This window comes from Pseudomonas sp. IPO3747 (assembly GCF_013385245.1).
Taxonomy (GTDB): Bacteria; Pseudomonadota; Gammaproteobacteria; order Pseudomonadales; family Pseudomonadaceae; genus Aquipseudomonas; species Aquipseudomonas edaphica.
In genome coordinates, this window is record NZ_JACAQL010000022.1 from 476517 (window position 1) to 501264 (window position 24748).

Annotated in this window: 23 protein-coding genes; 11 read left to right on the top strand and 12 right to left on the bottom strand. The window is 59.8% G+C overall.

Annotated elements, in window-relative coordinates; translation table 11 throughout:
- The first annotated feature begins 2 nt into the window (after window positions 1–2).
- Window positions 3–953, top strand: coding sequence for an alpha-E domain-containing protein (locus HX790_RS23585; protein WP_017135519.1), 951 nt, complete (start codon window positions 3–5; stop codon window positions 951–953).
- Between the two features lie 108 nt (window positions 954–1061).
- Window positions 1062–1490, top strand: coding sequence for a nuclear transport factor 2 family protein (locus HX790_RS23590; RefSeq protein ID WP_017135518.1), 429 nt, complete (start codon window positions 1062–1064; stop codon window positions 1488–1490).
- A gap of 122 nt (window positions 1491–1612) precedes the next feature.
- On the opposite strand, the gene msrA is transcribed toward HX790_RS23590, so the two are convergent.
- The 3 genes from msrA to msrB form a co-directional block, all read right to left on the bottom strand.
- Window positions 1613–2308 carry a peptide-methionine (S)-S-oxide reductase MsrA gene (gene msrA, locus HX790_RS23595; protein WP_176992261.1) on the bottom strand — a complete coding sequence of 232 codons (696 nt, stop codon included), beginning with the start codon at window positions 2306–2308 and terminating at the stop codon, window positions 1613–1615.
- A 148-nt stretch (window positions 2309–2456) separates the two neighbouring features.
- Window positions 2457–4217, bottom strand: coding sequence for a cytochrome c biogenesis protein DipZ (locus HX790_RS23600; protein WP_176992262.1), 1761 nt, complete (start codon window positions 4215–4217; stop codon window positions 2457–2459).
- 38 nt (window positions 4218–4255) lie between these two features.
- A complete protein-coding gene (gene msrB, locus HX790_RS23605; RefSeq protein ID WP_169985910.1) occupies window positions 4256–4756 on the bottom strand; it encodes a peptide-methionine (R)-S-oxide reductase MsrB in 501 nt (166 codons plus the stop codon).
- Window positions 4757–5027: 271 nt separating this feature from the next.
- On the opposite strand from msrB, the gene HX790_RS23610 reads away from it, so the two are divergent.
- Window positions 5028–5738, top strand: coding sequence for a response regulator transcription factor (locus tag HX790_RS23610; protein WP_017135515.1), 711 nt, complete (start codon window positions 5028–5030; stop codon window positions 5736–5738).
- Window positions 5735–7201 carry a HAMP domain-containing sensor histidine kinase gene (locus HX790_RS23615; protein ID WP_017135514.1) on the top strand — a complete coding sequence of 489 codons (1467 nt, stop codon included), beginning with the start codon at window positions 5735–5737 and terminating at the stop codon, window positions 7199–7201. Before HX790_RS23610 ends, HX790_RS23615 begins: the two co-directional genes overlap by 4 nt.
- 93 nt (window positions 7202–7294) lie before the next feature.
- On the opposite strand, the gene HX790_RS23620 is transcribed toward HX790_RS23615, so the two are convergent.
- A complete protein-coding gene (locus tag HX790_RS23620; protein ID WP_017135513.1) occupies window positions 7295–7999 on the bottom strand; it encodes an SDR family oxidoreductase in 705 nt (234 codons plus the stop codon).
- A 101-nt stretch (window positions 8000–8100) separates the two neighbouring features.
- On the opposite strand from HX790_RS23620, the gene HX790_RS23625 reads away from it, so the two are divergent.
- Complete coding sequence (locus HX790_RS23625) at window positions 8101–9003, top strand: LysR family transcriptional regulator (RefSeq protein ID WP_176992263.1); 903 nt, start codon at window positions 8101–8103, stop codon at window positions 9001–9003.
- Window positions 9004–9084: 81 nt separating this feature from the next.
- Complete coding sequence (locus HX790_RS23630; protein ID WP_017135511.1) at window positions 9085–10092, top strand: aldo/keto reductase; 1008 nt, start codon at window positions 9085–9087, stop codon at window positions 10090–10092.
- Between the two features lie 50 nt (window positions 10093–10142).
- Here HX790_RS23630 and HX790_RS23635 read toward each other — a convergent pair whose 3' ends face one another.
- On the bottom strand, window positions 10143–11387 hold the full coding sequence (locus HX790_RS23635) for a hypothetical protein (protein WP_169985909.1): 1245 nt from the start codon (window positions 11385–11387) through the stop codon (window positions 10143–10145).
- 343 nt (window positions 11388–11730) lie between these two features.
- On the opposite strand from HX790_RS23635, the gene rarD reads away from it, so the two are divergent.
- Window positions 11731–12612, top strand: coding sequence for an EamA family transporter RarD (rarD, locus tag HX790_RS23640; RefSeq protein WP_017135509.1), 882 nt, complete (start codon window positions 11731–11733; stop codon window positions 12610–12612).
- A 56-nt stretch (window positions 12613–12668) separates the two neighbouring features.
- Here rarD and hppD read toward each other — a convergent pair whose 3' ends face one another.
- Together hppD and HX790_RS23650 are read right to left on the bottom strand one after the other, a co-directional pair.
- On the bottom strand, window positions 12669–13745 hold the full coding sequence (gene hppD / locus HX790_RS23645; RefSeq protein ID WP_017135508.1) for a 4-hydroxyphenylpyruvate dioxygenase: 1077 nt from the start codon (window positions 13743–13745) through the stop codon (window positions 12669–12671).
- Between the two features lie 245 nt (window positions 13746–13990).
- Window positions 13991–14914, bottom strand: a complete 924-nt coding sequence (locus tag HX790_RS23650; protein WP_169985907.1) for a DMT family transporter — start codon at window positions 14912–14914, stop codon at window positions 13991–13993.
- Window positions 14915–14991: 77 nt separating this feature from the next.
- Here HX790_RS23650 and HX790_RS23655 point away from each other — a divergent pair, with 77 nt between their 5' ends.
- Window positions 14992–15891, top strand: a complete 900-nt coding sequence (locus HX790_RS23655) for a LysR family transcriptional regulator (protein ID WP_017135506.1) — start codon at window positions 14992–14994, stop codon at window positions 15889–15891.
- Here HX790_RS23655 and HX790_RS23660 read toward each other — a convergent pair.
- Genes HX790_RS23660 through HX790_RS23675 form a run of 4 tightly spaced genes read right to left on the bottom strand, consistent with a single transcriptional unit; the run spans window position 15882 to window position 20975 of the window.
- Window positions 15882–16967: a fimbrial protein gene (locus HX790_RS23660; RefSeq protein ID WP_099549860.1), complete on the bottom strand. Its 1086-nt coding sequence runs from the start codon at window positions 16965–16967 to the stop codon at window positions 15882–15884. The two genes, HX790_RS23655 and HX790_RS23660, sit on opposite strands and share 10 nt — an antisense overlap.
- A complete protein-coding gene (locus tag HX790_RS23665; protein WP_176992264.1) occupies window positions 16967–19573 on the bottom strand; it encodes a fimbria/pilus outer membrane usher protein in 2607 nt (868 codons plus the stop codon). Before HX790_RS23665 ends, HX790_RS23660 begins: the two co-directional genes overlap by 1 nt.
- 2 nt (window positions 19574–19575) lie before the next feature.
- Entirely contained in the window at window positions 19576–20355 is a 780-nt protein-coding gene (locus HX790_RS23670) for a molecular chaperone (RefSeq protein WP_017135503.1), read from the bottom strand.
- 59 nt (window positions 20356–20414) lie between these two features.
- The gene (locus HX790_RS23675) at window positions 20415–20975 is read right to left on the bottom strand and encodes a fimbrial protein (protein ID WP_017135502.1); all 561 of its coding nucleotides are present in this window, start codon (window positions 20973–20975) and stop codon (window positions 20415–20417) included.
- A 297-nt stretch (window positions 20976–21272) separates the two neighbouring features.
- Here HX790_RS23675 and HX790_RS23680 point away from each other — a divergent pair, with 297 nt between their 5' ends.
- Window positions 21273–22814, top strand: a complete 1542-nt coding sequence (locus HX790_RS23680; RefSeq protein ID WP_017135501.1) for an EAL domain-containing protein — start codon at window positions 21273–21275, stop codon at window positions 22812–22814.
- 199 nt (window positions 22815–23013) lie between these two features.
- Window positions 23014–23376: a histone-like nucleoid-structuring protein, MvaT/MvaU family gene (locus HX790_RS23685; RefSeq protein ID WP_017135500.1), complete on the top strand. Its 363-nt coding sequence runs from the start codon at window positions 23014–23016 to the stop codon at window positions 23374–23376.
- A gap of 104 nt (window positions 23377–23480) precedes the next feature.
- Here the strand turns inward: HX790_RS23685 and HX790_RS23690 are convergent, their stop codons facing one another.
- Window positions 23481–24017 carry a DUF4946 domain-containing protein gene (locus HX790_RS23690; protein ID WP_176992314.1) on the bottom strand — a complete coding sequence of 179 codons (537 nt, stop codon included), beginning with the start codon at window positions 24015–24017 and terminating at the stop codon, window positions 23481–23483.
- Window positions 24018–24210: 193 nt separating this feature from the next.
- Here HX790_RS23690 and gloA point away from each other — a divergent pair, with 193 nt between their 5' ends.
- Window positions 24211–24732, top strand: a complete 522-nt coding sequence (gene gloA / locus HX790_RS23695; RefSeq protein WP_017135498.1) for a lactoylglutathione lyase — start codon at window positions 24211–24213, stop codon at window positions 24730–24732.
- Window positions 24733–24748: the final 16 nt, after the last annotated feature.

The window sequence follows — 24748 nt, forward strand, 5'->3', positions numbered from 1 at the left end:
GTATGTTGAGTAGAACCGCCGCAGATCTGTACTGGATGTCCCGTTACCTGGAACGTGCCGAGAACCTGGCGCGCATGCTGGAAGTCAGTTATTCGCTGTCGTTGATGCCCCAGGCCGGGCGCAGTGACGGGCTGGATGAGTTGGCCATGTCGCTGCTCAGCAGCGGCACACTGGACAGCTACCTCGAACGTCATAAACAACTGGACGCCGAACGCATGCTGCACTTCTTCGCCCTCGACGAAGAAAACCCGGCCAGCATCTACAACTGTCTGCGCGCCGCCCGTGGCAATGCCCACGCCGTACGCGGGCGCATTACCGCCGACATGTGGGAAAACCTCAACGCCACCTGGCTGGAAATGCGCAGCATCGCCGCCGGCGGCCTGGCGCGCCATGGCATCAGCCACTTTTGTGACTGGGTCAAACAGCGCTCGCACCTGTTTCGCGGGGCCACCTCCGGCACCATCATGCGCAATGACGCCTACCGGTTTATTCGCCTGGGCACCTTTGTCGAGCGTGCGGACAACACGTTGCGTCTGCTGGACGCGCGTTATGAAATGTTCGGCGAAGAATCCGAAGAGGTCAGCGACCTTTCGGCACGCGGCTATTACCAGTGGAGCGCCCTGCTCCGTGCGTTGTCGTCATTTGAGGCTTACACCGAGCTGTACCCGAATGCGCTGAATGCGCGCTCGGTCTCGGAGTTGCTGCTGTTGCGCAGTGATGTACCGCGCTCACTGCACGCGTGCATCGAGGAGTTGAGCCATATCCTCGCCGACCTGCCCGGCAGTTACGGGCGCGAGGCTCAACGCCTGGCGGCCGAGTTCGAAGCGCGGCTGCGTTATACCGGCATCGATGAAATCCTGGAGGACGGCTTGCACAGCCGGCTCACGGACTTTATTGACACGGTGCGCGAACTGGCGCGGGCGATTCACAGCTCGTACCTGGAAGTGGTGTGAGTGCATTCGGGTTACTTATCTGTCAATTCGGGTGATTGACCCTGCTTGAGTGCCGCTCTTATGTTGGGCAGGTGAACGACCTTCCCAACATAAGAACAGGTACAGCCCATGTCCGAACTCCACCTGAACCCCGCCGCCGCCCACACCCTGCAACGCTGGCACGCCATGCTGGCCGCACGCGACCTCAACGCCCTGCCCGAACTGCTCGCACCTGACGCGGTGTTCCGCTCGCCCATGGCCCACACGCCCTACCCCGGCGCGCCGGTGGTGTCGATGATCCTCAACACGGTGATCAAGGTGTTCGAAGACTTCGCCTATCACCGTGAACTGGCGAGTGCCGATGGGCTTAACGTGGTGCTGGAGTTCAGCGCGCGCGTGGGTGAAAAACAGCTCAAGGGTATCGATATGATTCGCTTCAATGAACAGGGGCAGATCGTCGAGTTTGAAGTGATGGTGCGCCCGTTGAGTGGGTTGCAGGCGCTGGGTGAGGAAATGGGCCGCCGGCTGGCGCCGTACCTGGCCAAGGCCAAATCCTGAAGACGATCGTTCCCACGCTCCGCGTGGGAATGCCTCTTGTGACGCTCTGCGTCACGTCTTGGGACGCGGAGCGTCCTGGGCTGCATTCCCACGCAGAGCGTGGGAATGATCAGTCCGGGTGGTTATTGGTTTTTGACTAATACCGGCTCGGCGCGGTACTGGTCGGGAAACAATTTTTTGAGCTGCGCCACCTTGGGCAAATCATTGATCACGATGTACGGGTAAGACGGGTTCTCGGTCAGAAAATCCTGGTGATAGGACTCCGCCGGGTAGAACGTCTTGCCCATCTCGACCTTGGTCACGATCGGCTTGTCGAACGCTTTGGCGGCGTCCAACTGGGCGATATAGGCCTGTGCGACTTTTTGCTGCTCGGCATTTTGCGCAAAGATTTCCGAACGGTACTGGGTGCCGCTGTCCGGGCCCTGGCGGTTCAGTTCAGTGGGGTTGTGGGCCACCGAGAAGTAGATCTGCAACAGCTTGCCGTAGCTGACTTTGCTCGGGTCGTAAGTCACCGACACCGATTCGGCGTGGCCGGTATCGCCGTCACTGACCGACTCGTACTGGGCCGTGTTTGCAGCGCCGCCGTCATAGCCGGATACGGCGTTTTTCACGCCTTGAACATGCTGGAACACGCCTTGGACACCCCAGAAGCACCCCCCGGCGAACACCGCGGTTTGCAGGTTGCCGGGCTCGGCCGGCAGGTCCATGGCCGGCGGCGCGATCATCACGGCCTCTTCGCCGCCACCGAAGGAGAACGCCGAGCTTTGGCCGACGAAAGCGGCGAAGGCCAGTGCGGGTAAAATCTTGAGAAGCTTCATAGAACTCACTCCAGTACGCGGTCAAGTGTGGGAGCTGGCTTGCCTGCGATGGCACCGGCAGATCCAACATCATCGTCGGCAGGTACACCGCTATCGCAGCGATGCGGCGACCCGACAAGCCAGCTCCCACATGGATCAGGTTTTCACTTCAACCGAAAGTGAAGGCATACGCCGACACATGCGGGTCGAGAAATTCGATGCTGAAGGTGCGGTCCTGCACGGCGCCGCTCTGACGCACCAGTTGGTAAAGGCGCTGCTCGGTCACCGTACCGCTGCCATCCGGCGCCACATCGGTGCCATGAGCATCGCCTGGCGCCTGGCCATCAATCGTCACCTTGAAGCGCACCGGCTTGCCATCGGCGCCAGGCCCCAGCACCAGGTGCAGGTCACGGGCATGAAAGCGGTAAACCACACGCCCGCCGGCCTGGTCGAGGGTGGCTTGCTGACCGCCGACATTCCATGGGCCTTCCAGGGTCCAGTTGTTCAGGGCCAGGTGGCCGGCCGCCGGGTAATTCACCACTTTGTCGGTGCCCAACGCGCCGGTGGTGACGAAGTTTTCCGCACGCTGGAAGCCCAGGTAGGTTTCCGGCGATTGCACCTCGTTCATGTCCGGCGCTTGCTGCACACCCTTGGCATCGGCCTCGATCAAACCACCGGCGACGTTGGTCGAGCCGGCCTCACGCAACAGTTGCTGAATCACCCGCTCCGACTCGGCGTAGTCGCCTTCACCGAAGTGGTGATAACGAATCTGGCCCTTGGCATCGGCAAAGTAATGCGCCGGCCAATATTGGTTGTTGAAGGCGCGCCAGATCTTGTAGTTGTTGTCGATCGCCACCGGGTAGGTGATGCCCAGGTCTTTCATGGCCTTGGTGACGTTGTTCACGTCGCGTTCAAAGGCAAATTCCGGGGCGTGTACGCCGATCACCACCAAACCCTGGTCTTTGTATTTCTCGGCCCAGGCTTTGACGTAAGGCAAGGTGCGCAGGCAGTTGATGCAGGAGTAGGTCCAGAAATCCACCAGTACCACTTTGCCCTTGAGTGCTTCGGCGGTCAGCGGCGGGCTGTTGAGCCATTGCACCGCGCCCTCCAGCGGCGGCAGCGTGCCTTCGATAGGCAGTGTGTCGCTGTGGTTGGCCGCCGCCATCATGGCGCCACCGGCCATCATCGCCCCGCTCTTCTGTGCAGGTTTGGCGCTCAGTGTGTCGACCAGGCTTTGTTCAAGGCCACCGGTAGAGGCGGTCGACAAGCGCGACAACACGCCCGTGTCCAGGCCCAAGGCGATGGCGGCCACACCGGCCAGCATCAGCGCACCCAGGCCACGGCGCAGCCATTCGCCGGCGCCCAGGGATTTTTTCATCAAGCCAAAGACTTTACCGCCGACCAGCAAGGCCAAGGCCAGGGAGGTGGCAGCCCCGGCGGCGTAGGCCAGCAAGAGCAAGGTAGTGCCGATGCTGGCCCCTTGCAGCGCGGCGCCGGTCAGCACCAGCCCCAGGATTGGCCCGGCGCAAGGCGCCCAGAGCAAACCGGTGGCCACGCCGATCAGGAACGACGCGCCCGGACGCGGTTTGGCATCGGCCCCGGCGGCCTCCGACAAACGACTGCCGGCGGCCACCAATGGCCGCGTCAGTCGCTCCGAGAGTTTCGGCAGCAACAGCGTGAGCCCGAACAGGGCAACGCACAGCAACGCGAGCCAACGCCCGTATTGATTGACTTGCACCACCCAGCCGCCGCCCACCGCAGCCAGTGAGGCCACCAGGGCGAACGTCACCGCCATCCCCGCTAACAGCGGCAAGCCACTGCGCATAAACGGCTGCCCGGTGCGAGCGAAGACAAAAGGCAGAACAGGCAGGATGCACGGGCTGACAATTGTCAGCACGCCGCCCAGATACGCGAGAACCAGCAGCCACATGGAATCGACCCTTATACGAATTAAAAATGGACATCGGCTTAAGCCGCCGTGAACGTCATGGCGACGCCATTCATGCAGTAGCGCAGGCCTGTGGGCGCCGGGCCATCGTCAAAAACGTGCCCTTGGTGGCCACCGCAACGGCGACAATGAATTTCCTTGCGTACCACGCCATACGAAGTGTCGACGTGGCTGGCGACCGCGTTGTCCAGCGGCTGCCAGAAGCTTGGCCAGCCGGTGTGGCTGTCAAACTTGGTGGTCGAGGAGAACAGCGGCAATGCGCAACCGGCACAGGCAAAGGTGCCAGCACGGTGTTCATCATTGAGTGTGCTGCTGTAAGGGCGTTCGGTGCCCTCCTCGCGCAGCACGTCAAATTGCTCAGCCGTCAGCAGGCTGCGCCACTGAGCCTCGGTATGGCTGACCTCAAAGGCCTCGGCCGCTTCGACTTCGGTGACCATGTTGAGCTGTTTCAGCAGGCCACCGGCCAGGACGGCGACACCCAGGCCACCACCGGCCAGCAGCATTTGTCGACGTGAGTACATACGATTCTCCTCAACCCATAGGCATTCATGGCGAGCGTGCAACTGTGGCGAGCGGGCTTGCCCCGCGTTGGAGTGCGCAGCGCTCCCGCTTTTTTGGGGCCGCTACGCAGCCAGCGCGAGCAAGCTCGCTCGCCACAACAGCGCACTTGCAATGTAGCCATCCTGAGCCTTGGCCGGTCGCGAAATCCTCACGCAGAGTTAAACAATTCGTGATAACTACACTGTGGCAAAAGCCGCACAATGCGCGGACTACAAGCGAAGGTTTTCTTATATGGATCAGCCCAAACGCGTCCTGGTGGTCGAGGACGATGCCCATATTGCCGACTTGATCTGCCTGCACCTGCGCGACGAGCAGTTCGAGGTGGTGCACAGCGCCGATGGCACCGAGGGCCTGGGCCTGCTCGAACAAGGTGGCTGGGATGCACTGATCCTCGACCTGATGCTGCCCGGCGTCGACGGCCTGGAGATCTGCCGCCGTGCCCGTGCCATGGCGCGCTACACACCGATCATCATCACCAGCGCGCGTTCCAGCGAACTGCACCGCATCCTTGGCCTGGAGTTGGGTGCTGACGACTATTTGGCCAAGCCGTTCTCGATGCCGGAGTTGGTGGCGCGGGTCAAGGCACTGTTGCGCCGGGTGGACGCGATGGCGCGCAACCTGAAGATGGACGCCGGCAGCCTTGAGCTGGGCGCGTTGTTCATCAACCCGCTGACCCGTGACGCCACCCTGCAAGGCCAGCGCCTGGACCTCACGCCGCGCGAATTTGACCTGCTGTACTTCTTTGCCCGTCAGCCGGGTAAAGTCTTCTCGCGCATGGACCTGCTCAACGCCGTGTGGGGCTACAGCCACGAGGGCTACGAGCACACCGTGAACACCCATATCAACCGGCTGCGCGCCAAGGTCGAGGTCGACCCGGCCAACCCGGCGCGCATCCTCACGGTGTGGGGCCGTGGCTACAAATTCGCCGAGAGCGCCGCATGAAGCTGACCCTGACCCAACGCCTGTCGGTGGTGTTTGCCGTGTTGCTGGTGATCTGCAGCGGCACGTCGGCCTGGCTGCAGGTGCGTTCCAACCACATGCATGAACTGGAAGTGGTGCAAGGCCTGTCCCGTGACTTGGCGGCGCACATTGCCCGCGATACCCAACTGATGGACGCCGACGGCCTCAAGCCGGATGCCGTGCGCAACCTGTTCAACCAACTGATGCTGGTTAACCCGAGTGTCGAGGTGTACTTGCTCGATATTGACGGCCGTGTGGTGGGTAACGCCGCACCCAGCGGGCATTTGCTGCGTGACCATGTGGACCTCGCGCCGGTCCGACGTTTTCTCAGCGGTGCCATGCTGCCGATCCTTGGCGATGACCCGCGCAGCGTCGACGGGCGCAAAGTATTCAGTGCTGCGCCGCTCAAGGCCAACGGCCAGCAAACCGGCTTTCTGTATGTGGTGCTGCTGGGCGAAGCCCATGATGTGTACGACGCCAAGGACGCCACCGGCATGGCCTTGAAGATCGCCCTGTGGTCCATCGGCCTGGTCGCCCTGCTCTGCCTGATGGCGGGCCTGATCGCCTTTGCCTGGATTACCCGGCCACTGCGCCAACTGACCGACAAGGTCGGCCAGTTCGACATTAACGGCGCGCCGAAAGCCGCCGAAACGGCTGTTCCCGAACTCAACAGCGGCGATGAAATCGCCGTGCTCGACCACGCCTTCGTGCAGATGGAAAACCGTTTGGGCGAGCAATGGCGCGCCATCACCCATCAAGACCAGGAACGTCGGGAGATGGTCGCCAATATTTCCCACGACCTGCGCACGCCATTGGCGTCGTTGCATGGCTACCTGGAAACCCTGTCGCTCAAGGATGCGAGCCTGAGCCCCGAAGAACGCCGGCGCTACCTGGGCATTGCGCTGGACCAGAGCCGTAAAGTCGGCGGCCTGGCCCAGTCCCTGCTGGAACTGGTGCGCCTGGAGCACGGTTTTGTGCAGCCGGTGATAGAAGGCTTCTCGCTGCCGGACCTGGTGCAAGATATCTTTCAGAAATTCGAACTGACCGCTGAAGCCCGTGCCATCACCCTCATCGCCACCCTGCCGCCCCAGGTGCCGACGGTGATGGCCGACCTGGGCCTGATCGAACGGGTGCTCACCAACCTGCTGGACAACGCGTTGCGCCATACGCCGGTGAATGGAGAAGTCGAGGTGATCCTGGCGCCCGAGGCCGGTGCCGTAGCAGTCATGGTCAGCGACAGCGGCCCCGGAATCGATGCCCAATTGCGCGAAGGCTTGTTCCTGCGCGCCTTCACCATCGGCGGCGCACGCCGCGATGGCGGCCTGGGCTTGCGCATCGTGCACCGCATTCTGCAACTGCATGGGCGCAGTATCGAACTGGTGGAGCGCCCTGGGCATGGCGCGACGTTCAGGTTCTCCCTGGAAACCCGAGCCTCAACGCGTTGACTTGCGGCTAGGCTGGCATGGCGGCCTGTGCCGCCATACCTTTTTGCACTGCCTGCGCCCTTTGCGAACCAGCCCTACACTTTTGCTCAGTGTTTACAGCAGGCCTCCGCCGTCGATATCAATTACCGCGCCGGTGACAAAGCCATTTTCCATGGCCAGCACATAACCCGCCGCCACTTCATCCGCCTGCCCGACTCGCCCCACTGGCAACGCCGTGCCGGCCTTGGCGAACATCGCCAGGCGTTGCTCGTCTGCCAACCCCGCATATGCCGGCGTGTCGATCACACCTGGGCTGATCACATTGACGCGCCGTGGTGCCAACTCTTTTGCGAGCTGCTTGCCCAGCGCTTCAGTCGCAGCATTGATACCCGTCTTGATGAACTGCCCCGCCATCAACTTACGGCCCAGTTGGCCCGAGGTCAGGCTGATGCTGCCGTGCTCTGCCAAAAATGGCAGCGCTTGCTGAATCGCGCGCAATGCGCCCCAGAGTTTCACGCTGAAATTGTCCTGGGCCTCGTCCAGATCGGTCTCGACCAGCGGTTTTGCCCGCACTGACGGGCCGGAGGTAAACACCAAGTGGTCAAAACGCCCGACCGTCTCGAACAAACGTTGCAAGGAGGTGCTGTCGGTGACGTCGACCGGTTCGCTGCGCACAGCGTTTTCGACACCCGAGGTCAAACGCCGCCCGGCCAGCACCACATGTGCACCACGGGCGCTGGCGGCCTTGGCCACGGCGGCACCGATGCCGCTGCTGCCGCCGATCACGATAACGGTTTTACCGCTGAGGGAAGATGTCATGGGGTTACTACCTGGCTAAAAAAGTGAGCGTTGATCTTCTCAGCTTGGCAATCGGCGAAAAATCCCGGTAAAACGACAAGATCTTTAAAGGATTTTTACAAATGAGCTCGACCCTGGACCTTGAAGTGTTCGTGCGCACCGCCGACACCGGCAGCCTGTCGGCGGCGGCGCGCAGCCTCAACCTCACCCCGGCGGCGGCAAGTATTGCGCTCAAGCGCCTGGAAACCCGGCTGGACATCCGCTTGCTCGCCCGCTCGACGCGTAGCATGCGCCTGACCGAAGAAGGCCGGCGCTACCTCGACAGCGTGCGCGTAGCCCTCGAAGCGCTGGCCGAAGGCGAGCAGGCGATCAAGCAACAAGGCCAGAGCTTGAGTGGGTTATTGCAACTGGCAGCACCTTCGGACTTCGGCCGCAATGTACTGCTCGGCTGGCTGGATGAGTTCAAGCTTGCGCACCCGACGATCCGCCTGCAGCTACTGCTCAACGACAGTAACGCGGATCTGTTCCGCGACACCGTCGACATTGCCCTGCGCTTTGGTGTGCCGAGGGATTCCAGCCTGGTGGCGCTGCCCGTGGTACCCGGCCACCATCGTATCCCCTGCGCCAGCCCCGACTACCTGGCGCGCCATGGCACACCGCGCACGCCGGCCGACCTGGCGCAGCACAGTACATTGCGCTACATGCGCCGTGGGCAGGCAAACAGCACCTGGTACTTTCGCCAAGGCGCCTTGCTGCAGGAGGTCGAGGTGTCGGGTGACTACCTGAGCGATGACGGTGAAATCGTGCGGCGCTGGGCGCTGGCGGGCCACGGCATCGCCTATAAGGCCAACCTGGATATTGCCGGCGATATCAAGGCTGGGCGGTTGGTGCCGCTGCTGCCCGACTGGCAAGGCGAGCCCACGCCGTTCAACCTGATGTGCCCACATCGCCTGCAAGTGTCGGAACGGGTGAAAGTGCTGCATGGTTTTTTACAGCAGCGCTGCCAGACCTTGCTGAGTGTATGAAGAAACGCGCGCAGGGCTTGTTCCAGAGCCGTCGAGTCTGGTATTGCATGGGCAACGTTTCCCTGCCATGAGGAGCTTTGCATGATTTACCGCACATTGGGCCAGTCCGGGTTGAAGGTCAGCGCACTAACCCTGGGCACCATGATGTTTGGCGAGCAGACCAACACGGAAGACTCGCTGCGCATCATCGACAAGGCCTGGGACCAGGGCATCAATTTCATTGACACGGCCGACGTCTACACCGGTGGGCGCTCCGAGGAAATCGTCGGCGAGGCCATTGCCCGCCACCGTTCGGATTGGGTGCTGGCCACCAAAGTCGGCTTTGGCCCGGTGGACGGCCTGCCCAACCGCAGCGGCTTGAGCCGCAAGCGCATGTTCAATGCACTGGAAGCCAGCCTTAAGCGCCTGGACACCGACTACCTGGACATTTATTACCTGCACCGCGAGGACCACGACACACCGCTGGAAGTCACCGTGTCGGCGATTGGCGACCTGATCCGCCAAGGCAAGATCCGCTATTGGGGCCTGTCCAACTACCGTGGTTGGCGTATCGCCGAAGTGATTCGCGTGGCCGAGCGTCTAGGGGTCGACCAGCCGATCATCAGCCAGCCGCTGTACAACATCGTCAACCGCCAGGCCGAGGTCGAGCAACTTACCGCTGCAGCCGCCTATGGCTTGGGTGTGGTGCCTTATAGCCCACTGGCCCGTGGCGTACTCAGTGGCAAATACGCCCCCGACGTGACGCCCGAAGCCGGCAGCCGTGCGGCGCGCCAGGACAAGCGTATCCTGGAAACCGAATGGCGGGTGGAGTCATTGCGCATTGCCCAGCAGATTCAGCAATACACCCAAGGACGGAGTGTGGGAATGGTCGAGTTTGCAATTGCCTGGGTGCTGAACAACTCCGCGGTCAGTTCGGCGATTGTCGGGCCGCGTACCGAGGCGCAGTGGGATGCGTATACCGGGGCGCTGGCGGTGAAGATCACGGCAGAAGATGAGGCGTTTATTGACTCGCTGGTGACGCCAGGGCATTCGTCTACGCCGGGGTTTAATGACGTGAGCCATTTTGTGTCAGGGCGTATTAGTCGGTAGTCATACCCCGCCCACCGTCGCCAGTGTGGGCGGGTTTGTTGGTTACCGAGTTATAGTTTTATATCCGCTTTTACACCTAACCCATGGGCGGCTTCTCTGGCCTCTTCTTGTGTCACAGGTTGTTGTTTTAATATCTTCGCCAGCACGGCGGCGACAGATCTGTAAGTACCATAGCCAGGCACAAACCCCTGAGCGGCAGTCGCAAAGTTGGTAAGTATCGCGTTCATTTCACTTTTTGGCAGACCGAATACTCTGCCGATATCGTTGTTCTTATTCAAGAAAAGCAACACGGCATTGACGGGGTTATCCAGGCCGCGTTCGACGGTATCGGCAGTTGCTTTGTCGACTCCAAGCGCTTGCAGGAGCGTTGAGACCCCGGAAAATGGACTTTCTAGAAAATTGGCGAAGGCGTTGACCACAGAGTTCAGATCACCATTGCCCCTGAAGACGAGCTCTCTTAGTTGTGGCAATGTGATGGGAACCAGTGGCAATTGACTATGGGCGCCATTTTTAAGGAAGTAAAAATTCCCCTTGTCACCCGAACCCAGCAAGTTGCCGTGAAAGTCGTACCGATAGACCACTTTCTCTCCATTGGGCCGCACGCCGCTAAAGGTCGGCCTGCCGTGATCGACCGATTCCAATTGCTGATTGACAAGCCCGTTGACAAACCTGATTGTCGTAGGGTTTTCACTGGTTCGATCCAAGTGCTCAAACACATTCCCTACGATCTGCTGGCCTGGTCCTATCAGCATATTGGGTGCGCTGCCTTGCGTTGCGGATGCACGCGCCTGTACTGCTGTTCTGACAGGGGAAGTCGCTGTCTTGTCGACAAAATGGGCAAGAAACGCGTTAAAGGCGTCAGTCTTTTTCGGTAAACTTTTCAGAAAATCGTCGATTGCCTGATAACTGTTAAACTCATAACTTGATTTAAAGTCCTTCTCCGGCATCCACAATACAAAATTCACGGCGCCCTGCACGATCGGTTCGCGTTTGACAATAAAACTGTCCCTGGCCGAATAAGGACCCACGTTGAAGCAATAAGCACTGACGCGAGGTTGTTTAGAAGTATCTGGAGAGGCAACCGCGTCCAGTAATTCCTTACCGTCCGCCGTGAGTACGCCGCTGTTGTTATCTCTGGCGACCGACTCGAAAAAAGTCTTATAGGTTTCAAGTTTTTTCCAGGACGGTGTGTCACCTTTCGGAAACGCAACGCTTTCGCCGAACCTGCCTATAATGCCGGGCAAACCGTTGAAGGTAGCAGGTGAAGAGCCATAATAGGGGGAAATGCCATGCATAGAGTGGACCTCATTATCTAATGTCTTAGTCTGCAACCCTCTGAATCACTCCTTGCCAGAGCCATGGTTATCATCACGCAATGATGACGCCCACCAAAGTCGCACTTACTAACTTATTTCCATTAGTTGATGTTTTTTGCAGAGCATTAATAAGCCATGCAAAACTTTCCATGCAAAACCAAGCGCAGTCATGCTAGCCGCGAAAAGTCATACTTGTGTGGCACGGGGGTAGGAAGGTGTTCCATTAAAATGTTGTAATCGGCGTGACAAAGAGTGTCACGAACCCTATATTCCCCACCTAAGTTCCCCTTCTTCTGTAAAAATCAGCTTTCGCGAGGACAGTGTGTCTAAAGGTGTTGTTTTATCGGTCTTGGCCTCGGTGTTGTTTGCCGTGATGTATTACTTCACCTCGCTGCTCACGCCCTTGAGCGGCCTGGAGATTTTTGGTTGGCGCATGCTGCTGACCGTGCCGTGCATGACGGTGTTCATGATCGTCAGCGGTGAATGGCGGCGCGTGTGGGAGTTGCTGCGAATGCTGGCGGCCAGGCCGCGGCTGATCGGCGGCGTGGTGCTGTCGTCCGCCCTGCTGGGCGTACAGTTATGGCTGTTTATGTGGGCACCGTTGAACGGGCGCAGCCTGGATGTGTCGGTGGGGTATTTCCTGCTGCCACTGACCATGGTGCTGACCGGGCGCCTGGTCTACGGCGAACGCTTGTCGCGCTTGCAGCAGATCGCGGTATTTTTTGCCGCGCTCGGGGTGCTTAATGAGTTGTACCAGGCCGGTGGTTTTTCCTGGGCCACGCTGGTGGTAATCATTGGGTACCCGATCTACTTCGTGGTACGCAAATACCTGAGCACCGATCACCTGGGTGGCTTGTGGCTGGACATGGCGCTGATGCTGCCGGTGGCCTGGTGGTTTGTGCAGCATGGCGAACAAGGTTTTGCCGTGCTCGAGCTGCACCCCAAGCTCTATGCGTTGATTCCAATGCTGGGTTTGATCAGTGCCTCGGCGCTGGTGAGCTACATCATCGCCAGCCGCTTATTGGCCTTCAGCCTGTTCGGCTTGCTCAGCTATGTGGAGCCTGTGTTGCTACTGTTCGTGGCCTTGTTGCTGGGCGAAGGCATCAAGGGCGGCCAGTGGCTGACGTATATCCCGATCTGGCTGGCGGTGATGGTGCTGGTGTATGAAGGTTTCAAGCATCTGCTGCGTCAGCGCAAAGCCTGATGCGCAGGCAATAAAAAGCCCGGCCGGGGGTTAACCTCGGCCGGGCTTTTTTGTGCTTAGTCGGTGGTCAGTACACCACGACGCACCTGGTCACGCTCGATCGACTCGAACAGTGCCTTGAAGTTGCCCTCGCCAAACCCATCGTCGCCTTTGCGCTGGATGAATTCGAAGAACACCGGCCCCATCAGGGTTTCCGAGAAAATCTGTAGCAGCAGGCGTTTGTCGCCCTCGATCGAGGAGCCGTCCAGCAAAATACCGCGCGCCTGCAGTTGGTCCACCGGCTCGCCGTGGTTTGGCAGGCGGCCTTCGAGCATTTCGTAGTAGGTGTCCGGCGGCGCAGTCATGAAGCGCATGCCGATCTTCTTCAGCGCATCCCAGGTCTTGACCAGGTCTTCGGTGAGGAACGCCACGTGCTGGATGCCCTCGCCGTTGAACTGCATCAGGAACTCTTCGATCTGGCCGGCACCTTTGGACGATTCCTCGTTCAGCGGGATGCGGATCATGCCGTCCGGGGCACTCATGGCCTTGGACGTGAGGCCGGTGTATTCACCCTTGATATCGAAGTAGCGTGCTTCACGGAAGTTGAACAGTTTCTCGTAGAAGTTGGCCCAGTAGACCATGCGGCCGCGATACACATTGTGGGTCAGGTGGTCGATGACCTTGAGGCCTGCTCCTACCGGATTGCGGTCGACACCTTCGAGGTACACGAAGTCGATGTCATAAATCGAGCTGCCTTCACCGAAACGGTCGATCAGGTACAGCGGCGCACCGCCAATGCCTTTAATGGCTGGCAGGTTGAGTTCCATCGGGCCGGTTTCGATATGAATCGGCTGGGCGCCCAGTTCCAGCGCGCGGTTGTAGGCTTGCTGCGAGTCTTTGACGCGGAACGCCATGCCACACACCGACGGGCCGTGTTCGGCGGCAAAGTACGACGCCAGGCTGTCGGGCTGGTTGTTGAGGATCAGATTGATCTCGCCCTGGCGATACAGGTGCACATTCTTGGAGCGGTGGGTCGCGACTTTGGTGAAGCCCATGATCTCGAAGATCGGCTCCAGGGTGCCTGGAGTCGGCGATGCGAATTCAATAAATTCAAAGCCCATCAGGCCCATCGGGTTTTCGTATTGGTCGGCCATTTCGGCACCTCATCATTCTTGTAAGTAGCAAGCAGTCAAATACAGGCAAGGATGAGGTTGCAGGGTGGCGCGCACGAGAGACCCCGCACGCTGCGGGCGAGGAAGTCACCAAAGATCAGGGGGGAGCCGAGTAGCTTCATGATTACATCAGTCTCTGACGGCCGAGGCTTGCGTGAGCGCAAGTCCATATTCTTGTATGCGTAAATCGATTCTACACAGCGTAACAGTATTTGTCCGCACTCTCATCAAATCCCTATTGCCCTGGGCTGCGCAAGGGGTTTGTTGCACAGATAGATGCCCAACAGGATCACCGCGCCACCCAGCGCCATGGGTAACGTCAGTTGTTCGCCGAGCAGCAGCGCGCCGCAGATCACCGCCGTCAGCGGGTTAAGCGCGATGAACACGCCCGCGCGGGTCGCGCCGATACGCCGGATGCCATCGTAATAGCCGATGTACGCCAGCGCGGAGCCGAGCACACCCAAATACAACAGGCTCACAACCTGCGGCCAGTGCAGGCTGACGACCCCTTGTACGGTGAAGCGTCTGGTGAGCGCGGTGGCCAGTGTCAGCATCAGGGTGCCGAGCAATACTGACCACGTGACGGTTTGCAATGGCCCCAGGCTTTGATTCAACGCGCGGGAAAACAACGAGTAAATCCCCCACCCCAGCACACAGCCAAACACCAGCACGTCGCCCTGCCAGGTACTCGATGCACCTTGCAGCAGTTGCGGGTTACGACTGACGATCACCGCCGCAGCGCCAGCCAGGCACAACGCCATGCCCAGCACCTTGGCAGCGCCGAGGCGCTCTTTGAACAACCACCAGGAAGCCAGGCCGATCACGGCCGGATTCAACGCCACGATCAATGAAGCGCGCGAGGCATTGATGTACTGCAGGCCGTAGAAAAAACACAGGTTGTAGAAAAAGATCCCGAAAAAACCCAGCACTGCCAGACGTAGCAGTTGCCGGGGACGTGGCCGCGCCAGCGGGATGCGTGCACACAGCATAAACAGCAGCAGCGCCAGGCTGGCCAGGATAAACCGCAGGCTGGCGGCCAGCAGCGGGTCTACTTGATGGGCCAGGTAGCGCCCGGCGACAAAGGTGCCACCCCAGATCATGGTCACAGCGGCGAGCTTCAGGTAGGTGAGGCGATCAGATGAATGATGCATTAGCAGTTGCTCGACAGGTGGCAGGGTTGGCATATTCTTCGACTAATGTTCAGTAATCGTAAAATGAGCCTTTACTCATGACCTTGACCCAACTGGAAATTTTTTCACTGGTGGCCGAGCTGCAAGGTTTCACCAGTGCGGCGCACCGCCTGGGTATCAGCCAGTCGGCGGTGTCCCATGCGGTCAAGGCCTTGGAGCAGGAGCTGGGCGTGGAATTGTTTCGGCGCCACCAGACGTTGGTGGAGCTGAGCGATATCGGCGCGCAATTACTCGGGCGCGCCCGTGCTATGCTCGGCCTGGCCGCGACGTTACAGCAGGAAGCCGCCGACGCCCGTGGCATGAAACGCGGCACCTTGCGCATCGGCTCCTTCGGCCCCACTGCGTCGGTGCGCTTGTTGCCGACAATCCTCAGCCATTTTCGGCAGGCCTACCCGGGCATTGAAGTGCATGTGGACGAGGGGCCAGACCGGCAAGTCATCCAGTGGCTGGACGAGCGGCGTGTCGACGTGGGTTTTGTGGTGCTCGCCGACACGCCAACAGACAGTGAGCGTTTCGACACCGTGGCGTTGTTCGAGGATCAGCTTGTCGTGTTGTTGCCGGCCACCCATGCGCTGGTTGCCAGCACATCAGTACCTTTGCAAGCGCTGTGTGACGATCCGTTCATTCTCACCGAAGCCGGCTCATCAGAGCTGGTGATGCGCTTGTTCAGCGACGCGCGTTTGCGGCCCAACGTGCGGTATCGCTGTGCCCAATTGCTCAGTACGCTGGAAGCCGTCAGCCGTGGCGACGGGTTGAGCATCGTGGCGCAGGCATCGTTGCCCGAACGTGTCGACAGTCGTTATGTGGCACGGCCATTATCACCGCCGGTGCCGCGCCGGATCGGCCTGGCGGTGTTGGACCGGCGCCAGGCCTCACCTGCTGCCCTTGCGTTCCTCACACTCGCGCAAGGGCTGCAACACACCGGCACTCACCGATAACTCATGGTGAACGAAGCCAACCCGTTGGCCGTACCGGGTCGGATCATTTTTTCGGTTTGCACATAACGAGCAGTCAAAGGGATCGTGATAGTGCCGTTGCTCGTACTTGTCACCCGCCATTGGTTCAGGTTGTCGACGGCTGAAGAGTCGGCGCCATAGTTGAGCACTGAGGGGCCACTCAACAGCTGTATTGCCACACCCTTGGCTGTCGAAGTACGCGTCAGCGACAACTGATTGCCGCGATTTGCGGGGTTAGTCTGGTCGGTCACCGTGACCCAGATATCCAGGCTACCACCGGTTCCCCCGGCACAGTCCAGCCTGATGTTATGGCTCACGCTTGCGGCGTAGCTGCCTACGCCCGTGAAATCACGGCTGGCCACAGGCCCCATCGGCATGACAACCGAAGGTGTCGAAACATGGCAGGTAGGCCGCAGCGGCGGCGCTATGACCGCGTTGCTCAGGCTTACCGAAGCGTAGCCCGGGCCTGAGGTCGTGACATTGGTCAGCGTGTAGTTGGCAAACGTTCGCGCAGTGATCGTGCCGGCCGAGACAGGACCGGTGGCCACCAGGTAGATCCGCCCCTGGAGCCCCCACCCATTGGGCCTGTTGTGTTTGACGGTTAATAACGCCGTGGTGCCGTGATGGAGTGGGTGAAAAGGCTGGCCGGGGTCCCTGGCCATCACCGCGAATCCCACTCCGGGCAGGTTGGTGGCGTAGACCGGCATCGAGAGGCCGGACGCACTGAACGTGATCCCCGTAGCCGGCGAATTGACTATGCTTATGTTCGCTGTCACGGGTTGTTCGATAGGCCAATCCTTGTATTGACAGCGCATTACATAGCCATTGCCACTATCGAAGTCGTAGCCGTTTGCCGCGCCCAGGGCCTGCCCGATCTGTACGTGGCCCTGCAAGGTGATGGGCGCAATCGAGACATTCAGGTTTGCCTGGGGCGAACAATCGCCAGCATTACCAAAGTGCGCTTGGGCAGGCATTGCGAAAGCCCAGCCGCTCAGCAGTGCGACGACGCCGGAAAACCTGATCGTGAAGCGTTGAGCACCGTTCATCGTGTGACTCATCAGGTGTTCTCCTCATAGCGACACTGGCTGACCAATTGATCTGTATTTTCCTGGCGGCGACCGGGTTCACGGGCAGGTAGATGGTAACGAATGAAACACCGCTCGCCCGCCGCCTCAGCCCACTGCACGGTCAGCCTGCCGTGGTCGGCAACCCCGCGTACAAAAGCCTTGCCCGCCTGGCCAACCACCCCGACTTCGTTGCCCTGCTCGTCAAATACCTGGGCTGCGAACGGCAGGGGTCTGCCGTTCGGGTGGGTGGCTTTGATCACTACCGCCCGGCCGCTGACGGTCTCGAATTTGACCAGCGATATTGCGCCCAGGGTCGGTACCACGGAACGGTTCGACTCCTTTAATTCCACGTCCATGGGCATGCCTTGCGGGTCGATGTCCACGGCGTTGGGCTGGTACGCCCGCAAAGAAGGCATGACCCCATAACCCTGCTTGTCGATACGCACCCCGGAACCGCCGAGCTGCGCTCCCTGGGCATCCGGCGCATACACCAGCGCCGAAGCTTCACCGAGGTTTTGCGCCAGGGTGACGCCACCGCTGTGGGCGATCAGGCCGCCGTCGACGCTCATGGACACTTGCGCATTGCCCTGGCGCTGGCCATAACCGCCGCGCAGGTTGGCTGCGTTACTGCGATAGCCCGCGTAAGCGTTGAAGCTTGAGCCGCCGTGATCGCCGGTGCCGCGACTGCCGACCAACCCGTAATGGGTGTGCGCCGTATCCCCCAACAAACCATTGATGCCGACTTGTTGCTGACTGCCGCGCGACTCACCTGCATCCCGCGACAGTGAACTGCTCAGGGTCGGTGCGCGCGTGCCCTCGCCCAATGGCATGGAGAGGCTCAGCACCCAGTGATTCTCAACGCGTTCGGTTCGCGTCGAGCGGCCGAAGAAAATATCCTCACCGCGTTCGCGGTCGCTCGCCCGATACAGCTCGCTGACTCTCGAACGCTGCGCCGAGAGGTTCCAACTCAGCGACTTCCAACTGGCCCCATAACTGGCGGTGAACGACGTCTGGCGCCCTTGCTGCCCGGCCCAGTAGTCAGTGGAGCTGCCATACAAACTCAGGGTGCCCTCCCCCAGCTGCTGGCTGATCGTCAGGTCCAGGCGGCTCTTTTGCCGGGCATAGCTGTCCAGATTCCCACCATGACGGCCCAGGTCGCGCACATTCAATGCGTCCGGCAGGTTCAGGTAGCCATCGGTCGAGAAGCGATAGGCGCCGAGTGCAAAATGCGTTCCCGAAAACGGCACATTCTTGTTGTAGGCCAGGCCAAGGCTTTGTCCGTGGGCCAGGGCTTGCCCCTGCACCTGTGTGCGCGAGTGGGTAGTGTCCAAGGCGAATGCACCAACAGGCGTACTCATCGCCAGGCCCGCCTTGCCTTGGCTATAGCCCTGGGAAAGCGTGGCGCCGCCATAAACGGTGAGGTTATCGACTAGCCCATGTTGCAGCGTGCCTTGAAACACTGAAGCGTTGGCATCACTCACACCATGCTGCTGCAGCCGGCCCACCGTTGCGCTGTAGTGTGTGGCGCGGTAACGCAACAGTTGCGGGGCCACCGAATAAGGCACGACAAAGGTGCTGCGTCGCCCGTCTACCTCGGTGACACTGACGTCGAGGTCGCCTCCGTATCCCGTGGGGTAGAGATCATCGATCACAAAAGGCCCAGGCACCACAGTGGTTTCGTAAAGGGTGTAGCCGTTCTGGCGCACCGTCACCGTGGCATTGCTGTCGGCAACGCCGCGCACCTGAGGCGCATAGCCTTGTTGCGACGGCGCAAGCATACGGTTATCCGTGGCCAGCGTAACGCCACGCACGCGCACGCCATCAAGGATCTGACCGCTGCTGAAACTGTCACCTACGGTCAGTTGCGACTGCCAGGCTGAAACGGCGCGTTGCAAGTAGGTGGCCGTGGCTTGATAAGGCAAGTGGCTGCTTCGCGAAGCCCAGGCTTGCCCGCCCTGGTGGCGCAACCGCCAGTCACCCAGGTTGACCCCGCCGTCGAGGCCAAGATAACTGCGGTCTTCACCCGCACCTGATGTCACCGCAGCGGCGCTGTAGGTGTAATTGAGCAGTGCGGCATCAACGCCCGCGTCCCATTGGGCGGGGTCAATGTAGTCGCGTGCGGAGCCATTGATGTAGACCTGCGGGATGCTGACATCCAGGGTCAGGGACTCGACATCGACATGGCTGCTGGCCATGGGCATCCATGCGGCGAAATCGCGACAATCCCCCTCGGCGCCTGCCTCGAACTTGCGCAGTACTACTCCGAGTTCGGCCAGTTGTTGCGCGCTCACACAGGGTTGCGCAGCGTCCTGTTTGTCCAGGTTTACGAAGGTGATCGGGCGACGGCCCAGCGATTGCCCGTTGAGTATCACGTCAACGCGATAAACCCCTGGCGTCAACACATTGCTGGTATTGAAGCGTGAGAGATCCGCCGGGCTGGACACACCGCTGGTAAAGGCCTCCAGGTCAAACAATAACGGGGCAGCCTCGGCCGATAACACGAGCGTGCTCAGCAGGCCGAACAACAGCACCAGCCGAGGGTGGGAAAACAGCCAGGCAGTGCCTTGGCAAAACGTGAATGGCAACAAGGCAGGCATAGTCAGAACTTCAGAGGAGCACGCTGCGGCGCGGAAAACGTGCCGTAGTCATTGATGTATTTGAAATGCACCCGGGCATCCGCAGGGATGGGCCGCACGGCCTTGTGCACCCTCAGGGTCAGGTTGCCGCCTGGCGGCACCATGCCCTCTTCCGCCGGCAGCAGCGGCGCGTCTTGCTGCGGGCCCATGGCCAACGCCACCTCGTTGAATGTCACGTGATAGGCCGATGGGTTGTGCACGTCCAGCAGCGTCCCCTGGGTACTGCGGCGCAAGGACCAGCGTAATTGCGTGTGCGCTTCGTTCGGGCTGCCAGGCAGATCGGCGGGGCGAAAAAACACTTTGGTACGGATACGAAAGGCGAATTGCAGGTGATTCGCCGGGCCAACCTCTGCATCGGCCTCGGTGTTGACCTTGGGCGGGATCTCCAGCGCATTCAGCCAAAACAACGATTCCCGATCAGCCGGCAGTGGCTCTTGGGTGTAGACCAGGCGCACGGCCTGGCTTTTCTGCGGGTTCAGGCGAAACACCGGCGGCGAAAGGCTGAAAGGCACCTCGCTGTTAGAAGGGTCTGACGCCGGGTCACCCTGATCCAGCCATACCTGGACCAGGCGCGGAGCCCGTTCGTCGTCGTTGGTCAGGCGCAAGGTGATTTCGCGACGCTGTTGCGGGTAAATGTGCCGCGTGCCATCGATCACTACACCGGCATGGGCAACGGATGGCCATCCGCTAACCATCGAAATGGCGAGCAGCAAGGCAATTGCGAACATGAGTCGGGCAAGCATGGGGCGGTCCTCCAAGGCGCTGTCCAGTGCCTGGCGAACCGCCAGGCTCCGGGCCTTGTTCAGGGAAACGTGACGGAATACAGCACCTGCGTACTTACCGGGCCTGGGGTTGCGGCGCCGGTGGCGAAGTACTGCGCGGCGAACGGCAGCGACACCTCACCGTTGTCGGGGACTTTTGCACTGCTCGAATTGAGTGCCAGGCGCAGGTCCATAGGCTTTTGGGTAGTGCCGTCGACAATCTGCACCTCAACCAGGCTGGCAGGCACTGGTTTGGCCGGCGCTTGATTCTTCAAGTTGCCGGTAGCCGGGTTGATCGCCGGGCTGCTGCTCTCGAACAACACCGCCACCGTCGTATCCTTGGGGCACGCACCCACACGCACAACAAATGGGGTGGTGCCGGCCGTCTGGCCTTTTGCCTTGAGCGCGCTGGCCTGGACCTTGTTGAGCACAACGGCGAAGTTCGGGCTGGCGCCAGGCGCGGAGCCTGCCCCGCCACTGATACTGCAGGTGGTGCCGGTGATTTCACCGGTCAGGCTGATGGTACCGTCTGCGGCAAAAGCAGGCAGCGCGACGACGCCGGTAGCAGCCAGGAAAGCAGCGGCCAATCGGATGTTGTTCATTGCAGGTAATTCCTTATCAAGTAGCGTTAACGGGTTACGAAACGAATTTCAACAATTGAAAGACGAGGGTCGACCGTCCCGCCAGAAGTGGGCTGAAACGGCTGAGAGAGAGGCTGGAAGGGTCGGTGCTCCGAAGTCTCTTACTTTTTGCAACGATGTTTATCTTGCCAAGTTGAGACAATCGCAACAACTGACCGAACGGCTAGGTCAATTCGCGCCAAACAAGTGAGCGGCACTACGCAATGCCAACTATCATCGGCACACACCCGTCTTTTTATTCTGTTATTGGCTGCCTCTATGCCCCTCACTGCCAAAGGCCCCCGAAGCCGAACTGCACGCGCGCTCATCAGCAGTGTCTGCGGCCTGGTTCCCGTTTTATTGGGGGTTGTGATTCTTCATTGGCAAGCCGAACGCACCCTTGAGCAAAGCACCGCCCAAACCGCGCTGGAGGCTGTGCGCCAATTCGATTTAATGCTCGACAACACCGCCCTCGCCGCCCAGGCATTGCTGCCGCTGGCCGGCCAACCGTGCGACAACGGCGCGCAACTGGCACTGCGCGAACAGGTCACGCGGCGCCCCTTTGTGCGGGCAACGACCTTGTCCTGGCAAAAAAACATCTATTGCAGCTCGTTGTTCGGCGGCAGCTACCAGTCACCGGTCAACCCGGACGATTACGTAGCGGGCACGCTGTGGTTGATGAACGGCAACCCGGTAACGCCCGATACCGCGTTGTTGGTTTACCGCCTGGTCGATGGCGATAAAGCCGCGTTTGCCTCGGTTGACGGCTATCACCTGACCAACGCCTTGCGCCTGATCAGCCGCTACGCACACCTGATCCTGCAAGTGGGAGCCAACTGGCTGGACGCTGACGGCAAGGTGCACACCACTGCAATGCCGCAGTTTGCAGTGGCCCATCAGCACCTGAACTCTGAGCGTTACCCGTACAGCGTCGATGCCGGCATGCCTGTCGGTGAGGTCTGGCGGTACATGGAGGCGCGCTACCCGGCGCTGTTCAGTCTGCTGGTGTTCTTTGGTGTGCTGGCGGGCGTGTTGGCGCACTGGCTGCAAAAGCGCTCGTCCGCGCCGACCCATGAGTTGCAGCGGGCATTGGGGGCCAATGAATTCATTCCGTATTTCCAGCCAGTGGTGCGTGGCGACACCCGCGAATGGGCCGGCTGTGAAGTATTGATGCGCTGGCGGCACCCGAAGGAAGGCCTGGTTCGCCCTGACCTGTTTATACCGTTGGCCGAACATTCTGGCCTGATCGTGCCGATGACCCGCTCGTTGCTACGCCAGACCGCTGCGCAACTGGCCCCGCATGCCGGGCGCTTCACCCCGGGCTTCCATATCGGCGTGAACATCACCGCCAGTCACTGCCAGGACCTCGACCTGGTGCAGGACTGCCGGGAGTTTCTCGCTGCGTTCGCCCCCGGCCAGGTGACGCTGGTACTGGAGTTGACCGAACGTGAACTGATTCAGCCTACCGACACCACCGCCCGCCTGTTCGACGCCCTGCATCAACTGGGGGTGATGATCGCGATTGATGACTTCGGAACCGGCCACTCCAGCCTGGGTTACTTACGCAACTTCAACGTCGACTACTTGAAAATCGATCAAAGTTTTGTCGCCATGATTGGCGCCGATGCACTCTCACGGCATATTCTGGACAGCATCATAGAACTCAGCGGCAAGCTGGACCTGGGTATTGTCGCCGAGGGCGTGGAAACAGCAGAGCAATGCGAATACCTGGCGGCCCAAGGTGTGGATTTCCTGCAGGGCTACCTGTTCGGCCGGCCGTTGCCCTGTGAGGAATTCATTAAGTCGCTGAGCAGCCATTGAATAGCCATCTAGTGCGCTGGATGAAATAATCTTATTTAGGTAACGCCGTGATTTACTCGCGCGGCATTAACTACTACAATTTTTCCTGCCTGTGCTGAACTCGCAGAAAGGCCTCTTTCTTTGAGTTACCTTAAAGCTCCTGGCTTACACGCTTTATCTGCAGTTGATATCAGCCAACTACACTATTGGAGTACAGATTTTGTCCAGACTCGCCGAATTTCGCGCAGCAGAAAAAGCCCTTCAAGAACAGCTGGCTCAGCTGGAATCCTTGAAGAACGACGCCGGCCTGAAAAAAGAAATCGAATTCGAAGAAAAGCTGCAAGGGCTGATGAAGCACTACGGCAAAAGCCTGCGCGACATCATCTCGATCCTTGATCCTAACCCTGGCAAAGCCAGCGCTGCTGCCGCCGCACCAAAACAGCGCCGCGCACGTGTGGTCAAGGTTTACCACAACCCACACACCGGCGAACTGATCGAAACCAAAGGCGGCAACCACCGCGGCCTGAAAGCCTGGAAAGAACAGTATGGCGCTGCCACAGTAGATTCCTGGTTGCGCGGCTGATCAAAAGACGCTGCAAAAACCCCGCTGATGCGGGGTTTTTTTTTGCTTCGAAAACGAACTTAATCAAGTGTTCACTTTGTTCAAAAACGAGTGAGATAACCCGTTCAAAGTTTAAGGCTATCACGCACTGAACTGACTTCAGCCTTACTGGCTTCATAGGCCTCGGCCTGACCGGCGAAGGAAAAGACATAGGCTTTATCGCTATCAACTGCGCCGACCAATGTTTGTGACAATATGTGCCGACCGTTCTCGGTAATCAAGCAAGTAGTTTCCAGCGCTTCAAGACGGCTCAATGTGCTGGTGTGCATTTTGGTGCACACGCTTTGATAACCGCTGCCGGCAAAATCCTTCTGGATGGATTTGCGCATTTCCAGCAGTACGCCTTGAAGATTAACTTTATAGCCCGCCTCAATCGGTGTACCGGTCAACTCCATGACCATCAAGGTGTTGCCGTTTTCATCATTCTTGATTGCGCGTTGGCGGGACACCGCCTGAGGTTTTACCGGCGCTTCGTCGTCGGGCACTACTTCCTCGACTTGCCAGCCGCTGGGCCAATGAATTTCCGGGTCGGCCGCCAACACAAAGGGGCTGCCCAGCAACACACATACAGCGCTCAACAACGGCTTACGAAATTCAATCATCAAGAAAACACCCAAGGTTCAAGCGTCGAAGTTTGAGCCTGACACCCTTGGCTCGCAAGGGCTGAGTAACCTTTTTCATTTGGCTCGGCCGGCAACGCTTGCGTATCATGGCGGTGCGGCACGGATGCCGGCCGCAAGCCAAGGGACCACTCAAGTCACGAGTCGCGTTTGCCCCATTTTTTCTGGAGGGCCCATGAGCCTGCACGATCTGAACACTTTCCCGGGCGTCACCGCCCAACCTGACACCGCCACGTCGAACTTCGTGTTCAACCACACCATGCTGCGGGTCAAGGACATCACCAAATCGCTGGACTTCTACACCCGCGTATTGGGCTTTTCCCTGGTTGAAAAGCGTGACTTCCCGGAAGCCGAATTCAGCCTCTACTTTCTGGCCCTGGTGGACAAGGCCCAGATTCCAGCCGACGCCGCCGCGCGCACGCAGTGGATGAAGTCGATCCCTGGCATCCTCGAACTGACCCACAACCACGGCACCGAAAACGACGCCGACTTTGCTTACCACAACGGCAATACTGACCCGCGTGGCTTTGGCCATATCTGCATTTCGGTGCCGGATATTGTCGCCGCTTGCGAGCGTTTTGAAGCCTTGGGCTGTGATTTCCAGAAGCGCCTGAGCGATGGCCGCATGAAAAGCCTGGCGTTCATCAAAGACCCGGATGCTTACTGGGTTGAGATTATTCAGCCGGCGCCGCTGTAAGCGTTCTGCGTGACGC